Origin of the sequence: Synechococcus sp. H55.11 (assembly GCF_047462475.1) — a bacterium.
GTDB lineage: Bacteria > Cyanobacteriota > Cyanobacteriia > Thermostichales > Thermostichaceae > Thermostichus.
Genome location: NZ_JANSJI010000306.1, coordinates 1 through 666, shown reverse-complemented (window position 1 = coordinate 666; position 666 = coordinate 1). Strand labels below are relative to the sequence as shown.

1 protein-coding gene is annotated in these 666 nt (G+C 53.9%); it reads left to right on the top strand.

The features are described 5' to 3' along the window. Positions 1-666 (top strand): hypothetical protein (locus tag NW853_RS12180; RefSeq protein WP_414349135.1); only part of this gene is annotated, 666 nt, incomplete at both ends.

Here is a 666-nt window from a genome sequence, read left to right as displayed (position 1 = left end):
CCGTGGCCCCCACGATCTCGCCCAACCTCACACCCATCACCTTCCGCCCTGGGCCGGACTTCGCCCCCATCACGCCGCCGCCCATTCAGCCCGACCTGCCGGATCCGCCGCAATTTGGGTCAGGGGGCGGCTTTGATGTTGACCAGCCGTTTGCCTCGCTCTCTTACAAGGTGAACCTGACCAACCTGATTGTCCGAGGGGTGATTGCGAGTGTAGACATTCAGGTCTTGAATATCACTTGCGGAACGGATGTTACTGGCGTAATCCGGCCCGAGGCCCTGAGCCAGTTTAGGAACCTGCTGATTGGAAGAGGCAACACGTTCACCGACGCTAACGGATTCAACTTTAGCTATACATTTCCAACAGATCCCAGATTTTTTGATGATTTGAGGATTCTTTCCAAAGCAGTGAGACCCGTCCGAAGACTTGACGCGCAAGGACAAATCCAGATTAACGATGAATTAACTGGGGATGATATTGTCTTTATCCTGACTATCCGAGATGCTTTTGGGCAAGTCTTGCGAGTTGACGACTCAATTTTTAGTAGGGAGGAAGAACGAACAGAGATTCGTGGCTCACGGCTTAATGGAGTTCCAGCCTGTGGCAATCTCCCTCAGCCAACGCCTACCCCGACGCCGACTCCTCTGCCGCCTGTACCTACGCTGA